Raw genomic sequence first — 5,390 nt, forward strand, 5'->3', positions numbered from 1 at the left:
TATCTGGTAAAAATGTATTAGCAATGGTTGGATTGTGAACAGACGCATCGTTGTTAAGGATGTTTATGTATTACGCGCATTCGACACCAACATGTAACAAATCTGATTGGCAGTCTCTCAAGAGCCACCTGGTTGCGGTCGGGAGGATGGCTGGGAATCGTGCCGAGCGCTTTGATGCAGCCCCTTGGGGGGAAGCAGCCGGGCTACTGCATGATCTTGGTAAATACACTGTGCCCTTTCAACGGCGCTTGGAAGGCTCGCCGGAGCGAGTGGATCACTCCACGGCAGGAGCATGTATTGCTGTTGAGCGTTACCCCCAAGTTGGTCAGCTGCTGGCTTACTTGATTGCTGGCCACCATGCTGGATTGGCTAATGGGCGGGACGCCAATGAGCGTACACCTTTGGAGTTGCGCCTAGAGGCAGATATTCCTTCGCTTGATCCAGTATGGGAGCAGGAAATCTGCTTGCCCCGTGAGCTGTCGGCACCGCCGCATTTTCAGGTGCGTCGTGAAAGAGGCTACTTCCAGTATGCTTTTTTGGCGCGGATGATCTTTTCCTGCCTGGTCGATGCCGACTTTGTGGATACCGAAGCCTTCTATGGCGTGCATGAACAAGGCGTACCCTGCACACGCGGTGGCGGGACATCGCTGCCTATGCTGCGTGACGCCCTGAATCAGCACCTGGCCACTTTCAAAGCAGACAGCGACGTCAATCGCTTACGTGGCGAAATACTGTCACATGTGCATGCTCAAGCAGAGCTGTCTCCCGGCCGGTTCACACTGACAGTACCAACCGGTGGCGGTAAAACGCTGGCTTCCCTCGCCTTCGCTCTTGATCATGCTATTGCCCACGGCATGGATAGAGTGATCTACGTGATTCCGTTCACCAGCATCGTTGAGCAAAACGCCGCTGTGTTTCGCGATGCCCTGGGTGAGTATGGCGAGTCGGCGGTATTGGAGCACCATAGCGCTTTCGACGCCGGTAGCCAGCGCGATCGGCACACTATCGACAAGTTGCGTCGTGACAGCGAAAACTGGGACGCGCCGATTGTCGTCACCACATCGGTACAGTTTTTTGAGAGCCTGTTTGCCGCCAAGCCATCGCGCTGTCGCAAGCTGCATAATATTGCGAGCAGCGTGGTAATCCTGGACGAGGCACAAACCATGCCCTTGCCTCTTTTGCGGCCTAGCGTGGCGGCGTTGGATGAGCTAGCGCTGAACTATCGCACCAGTATCGTGCTGTGTACGGCTACTCAGCCGGCGCTAGCCGAAAGCGACGATCCAGAGCGTAGCTTTCAGGGTGGCTTGCGTAGCATGCGTGAGCTTGCCCCGTGCCCCGATAAGCTGTATCGCGATCTCAAGCGCGTTACCGTGCGCCATATCGGCACGCTGGACGATGAAGCGCTGCGTGACGAACTGCTCGCGACCGATCAAGTGTTGTGCATCGTCAATAATCGTCGTCATGCCCGGGCGTTGTTCGAGTCAATCGCAGATCAGCCCGGTGCTTACCATCTCACCACGTCAATGTACGCGATACACCGCCGCCGGGTACTGGCCGAGATAAGGCAGGTGCTCAAGAATGGTCAACCCTGTCGGGTGATTTCCACATCGCTGATAGAAGCAGGCGTCGATGTTGATTTCCCACGTGTACTGCGTGCCGAAGCCGGATTGGATTCCATCGCCCAAGCGGCCGGACGTTGCAATCGTGAAGGAAAGCGCGCAACAGCTGATAGTGAAGTTGGCATATTTGCTACCGCTAACGATGATTGGGCGCCACCTCCGGAGTTGAAGCAGTTCGCCCAGGTAACCCGGGAAGTTCTTAGACATCACGGGGGCGACCCCTTGTCACTTGCAGCGATAGAAGCTTATTTCCGACTCTTGTATTGGCAGCAGGGGGCGCAACAGCTGGATCGCCACGGCCTGATGGTGCTGGTCGAAAATGGTCGCCTGGAAGGGCTGCCTTTCGAAACACTGGAACAGAAATTCCGCATGATTGAAAACAATCAGCGCGCCGTGATTATACCCGTTGATGATGACGATATCGCTCGAAGTGCATTGAAAGAACTGGCGTATGTTGAAGGTATCGGAGGCATCGCACGCAAACTGCAGCCCTATATGGTACAGGTGCCACAGCAAGGCTTCACTGCGTTGGAGCGGGTTGGCGCCATAGCTGCCGTTGAGCTTGACAAGTTTGGCGAGCAATTCGTGGTGCTGATCAACGAGGATCTCTATGACGAGCGGATGGGGCTGGACTGGAATGATCCAGCATTTCGTGCCAGTGAGTCCAATATCTGGTAAGCAGGTCAAATGAATAAAACGATAAGGAGCAGCGAATGACGTACGGGGTTCGTCTGCATGTCTGGGGAGAGCGGGCCTGCTTTACGCGGCCTGAAATGAAAGTCGAACGTGTCTCCTATGATGTGATCACGCCTTCCGCCGCGCGCGGCATTTTTGAGGCTATCCACTGGAAGCCGGCGATTCGCTGGTGCGTGGATCGTATTCATGTTCTCAAGCCGGTTCGTTTTGAGTCATTACGCCGTAATGAAGTTGCGGGAAAGCTGCCCGCCTCGACGGTAACCAAAGCGATGAAGGCGGGGCGTGTTGACGATGTGGCCTACTATGTCGATCAGAATCGACAGCAGCGTGCAGCCACGATCTTGCGTAACGTCGGTTATGTCATCGAGGCACACTTTGAGTTCACCGCTCGCGCTGACAAAGACGATACACCTGGCAAGCATCTGGATATCTTTAACCGCCGCGCCCGACAAGGGCAGTGTTTTCATATGCCTTGTCTGGGCACCCGGGAGTTTCCCGCCAACTTCGCGCTGATCGAGGCCGAGGCTGATATGCCGATAGTGGATGCTGGCCTGAGCGGTGAATACGATCTGGGCTACATGCGTAAGCGTCCGGCGATCAGCAGGGTTGCGGCAAAGGCGTGATATCGGCCATTGTGAGCTGCTGCGGCAGTAACGATCGCACCGCGTCCGGCGTCCCGGCACGCGGCAGGTGCTCGAACACGTGGGTTAGGTAGGCATGGGGATCCAGGCCGTTGGCCTTGGCCGTTTCCACCAGGGTGTAGAGCATGGCGCTGGCATCGGCGCCCTTCGGGCTGCCGGCGAATAGCCATCCCTTTCTTCCAATCACAAAGGGGCGAATGGCGTTCTCGGTGAGGTTGTTGTCGATGGCCAGGTGGCCGTCTTCCAGGTAGGTGGTGAGCTGTGGCCACAGGTTGAGCGTGTAGCGGATCGCCTCGCCCAGCTTGCCCTTGGGCAGCGCCTTCTCGGCCTTGCTGTCCAGCCAGCCCTTGATGTGATCGAGGATCGGACGGGCGCGCTCTTGCCGTGCCTCGCGGCGCACTTCCGACGTCAGTTCCTTGAGTTCGCGCTCCACCTGGTAGAGCTTGCCGATCATCGCCACCATCTGGTGGGCCGCGCCGGTACGCTGGCGTGCCTTGGCGGCATCCACGAAGCCGCGCCGCACATGCGCCCAACAGGCCATGTGGCCGCGCACGGCGTCATGCCGAGCCAGCACGTGGTAGGCCGAGTAGCCGTCGGATTGCAGGTAGAAGCACGGGGCACTGGCGGCCTCATCGGAAGGCGCCTCGTCAGCAAACAGGAAGTCGTGCGGCACCTCGGCGGCACGGCTGGCCGCATACTGGAACCAGATGACCGGTTGGCCCGCCCCGGTAGACCCACATGTAGGACTTTTGCGCGGCCTCTCGATCGGGTTCGCGCAGCACCTGCAGCGGCGTCTCGTCGATCTGCATCACCGGGCCGCTCAGCAGCTCGCGGCGTAGCGCCGCCATCAACGGTGCCAGGGGGTCGGCCAGGGCCAGCATCCAACCGGACATGGTCTGGCGCGAGAGCACGATGCCCTCTCGGGCAAAGATCGCTTCCTGGCGGTAGAGTGGCAGGCCATCGATGAACTTGTGGGTGACCACCTGGGCGATCAGCGAGCTGTGACCGAGGGCCTTGGGCAGGATGTGTGGCGGGCGGGCCGCTAGCTGCGGCCCCCGGTCGGCGCCGGGCACCTGGTCGTCGGCCGGGGCGTACTTGGCCCGCTTGGTCGCCACCACGTAGTACTGCCGCGGGATCACGGCCAGCTGTTCGGTAGTGTCATGGCCGATCAGCACCCAGCCCTCGCCGAGCGCGGCTTTCTGCTCGTCGTCGAGGTCGATGATGCGCTCGATGCGGGTCAGATGAGAGGGCAGCGGTTTGCGCTTCGGCGTTTTCCTGGCCGGCGATGTCGGTTTCGTCGCCGTGGTGTCCTGCTCCTGCTGCGCCTCTTCCAGCTCGGCTTCGAGCTCGCCGATCAATGCCTCCAGCTCGGCCTCATCGAACAGGCTCAGCTGGTCCTTGCTCAAGCGATCGGCCTTGGCGCCGAACTGCTTCTGACGCAGCAGCTGGATATAGTCGAGCAACTGCTCGATGCGCTCGTCCTTGGCGCTGACTTCCTGCTCATACACGGCCAACTGCCTTGCCATTTGTTCGGCAAGTCGCCGCAGTTCGTGCGGGTTATCGGGCAAGCTGTCGGGCGCGTAAGTCATGTCTGCATGATACCGTAAAAGACGATAAAAATCAGCAATATAATGCGCTAAATCAGCGAAAAACTGGCCTTCCGGTGGGCCTCGACACGGCTCAGGTCCAGGCCATCCAGCAACCACCCCAGCTCGCGCAGAGAGAGCTCGATGCAGGGAGCGTCATCGTCGGCATCCGGCCACCAGAAGCGCTGGGTCTCCAGGCGGCGATACCACAGCCAGAAGCCGTTGTGCTGCCAGAACAGCAGCTTGAGCTTGTCACGGCGGCGATTGCAGAACACGAACAGATGCGATGACAGTGGATCCTGCTCCAGCACGTCCTCGACCAGAGCCGCCAGACCATCGATGGCCCGACGCATGTCGGTGGGGCCGGCGGCCAGGTAGACCTTGGTGTGGCTGCCCAGCGAGATCATGCCGGTGCCTCCAGCGTCGCCAGCAGGCGCTGCAGGGTGGCGGAATCGAAGTCGGTGGCGATCTCGACGCGGTGGCCCTGCCGGGTCACCAGGCAGAGCCCGGCATCACTACGGGCCGGCGGTTCCGATGGTGTGACGGCCGCTACCGACACGGGGACCAGCCGGGGCCGCTGGATGGCGTCTTCCGGCGATGCCTTATGCCGCTCCTTGCCCTGCCAGTAGCCCAGACTCTTGGAGGAGATGCCGACCTGGCGAGCGTAGGCCGCCATCGAGAGACCGCTGTCGCGCCAGGCTTCCAGGTGCGAGAGCCAGAAGCGACGCTTCTCTTTGAAGGTGCGGGGTATCTGGGACATGACGCCTCCGATCAGGGGTGGTGGGAACACCACGCTATGATCAAGACTTCAAGGCGACTTCAATAGATGCAGATGGCAGGACGCTTAC

5 protein-coding genes and 1 pseudogene are annotated in these 5,390 nt (G+C 59.7%); 2 read left to right on the forward strand and 4 right to left on the reverse strand.

Annotation, left to right across the window (positions count from 1 at the left end; translation table 11 throughout):
• Window positions 1-65 precede the first annotated feature (65 nt).
• Window positions 66-2,297: a CRISPR-associated endonuclease Cas3'' gene (locus ACTH3D_RS12490; protein ID WP_441667454.1), complete on the forward strand. Its 2,232-nt coding sequence runs from the start codon at window positions 66-68 to the stop codon at window positions 2,295-2,297.
• A gap of 35 nt (window positions 2,298-2,332) precedes the next feature.
• Window positions 2,333-2,938, forward strand: coding sequence for a type I-C CRISPR-associated protein Cas5c (gene cas5c, locus ACTH3D_RS12495; RefSeq protein WP_441667455.1), 606 nt, complete (start codon window positions 2,333-2,335; stop codon window positions 2,936-2,938).
• Here cas5c and ACTH3D_RS12500 read toward each other — a convergent pair.
• The 4 genes and pseudogenes from ACTH3D_RS12500 to tnpA form a co-directional block, all read right to left on the reverse strand.
• A complete protein-coding gene (locus ACTH3D_RS12500) occupies window positions 2,913-3,083 on the reverse strand; it encodes a transposase domain-containing protein (RefSeq protein WP_441667458.1) in 171 nt (56 codons plus the stop codon). The two genes, cas5c and ACTH3D_RS12500, sit on opposite strands and share 26 nt — an antisense overlap.
• Window positions 3,066-4,545, reverse strand: a pseudogene (gene tnpC, locus ACTH3D_RS12505) (IS66 family transposase); the annotation flags it as partial. The gene ACTH3D_RS12500 and the pseudogene tnpC, both read right to left, overlap by 18 nt.
• A 47-nt stretch (window positions 4,546-4,592) precedes the next feature.
• The gene (gene tnpB / locus ACTH3D_RS12510) at window positions 4,593-4,949 is read right to left on the reverse strand and encodes an IS66 family insertion sequence element accessory protein TnpB (protein WP_441667456.1); all 357 of its coding nucleotides are present in this window, start codon (window positions 4,947-4,949) and stop codon (window positions 4,593-4,595) included.
• The gene (gene tnpA, locus ACTH3D_RS12515) at window positions 4,946-5,332 is read right to left on the reverse strand and encodes an IS66 family insertion sequence element accessory protein TnpA (RefSeq protein ID WP_441667457.1); all 387 of its coding nucleotides are present in this window, start codon (window positions 5,330-5,332) and stop codon (window positions 4,946-4,948) included. The genes tnpB and tnpA overlap by 4 nt, the downstream gene beginning before the upstream one ends.
• Window positions 5,333-5,390 lie beyond the last annotated feature (58 nt).

Origin of the sequence: Halomonas sp., from assembly GCF_052095765.1 — a bacterium.
GTDB lineage: Bacteria > Pseudomonadota > Gammaproteobacteria > Pseudomonadales > Halomonadaceae > Halomonas.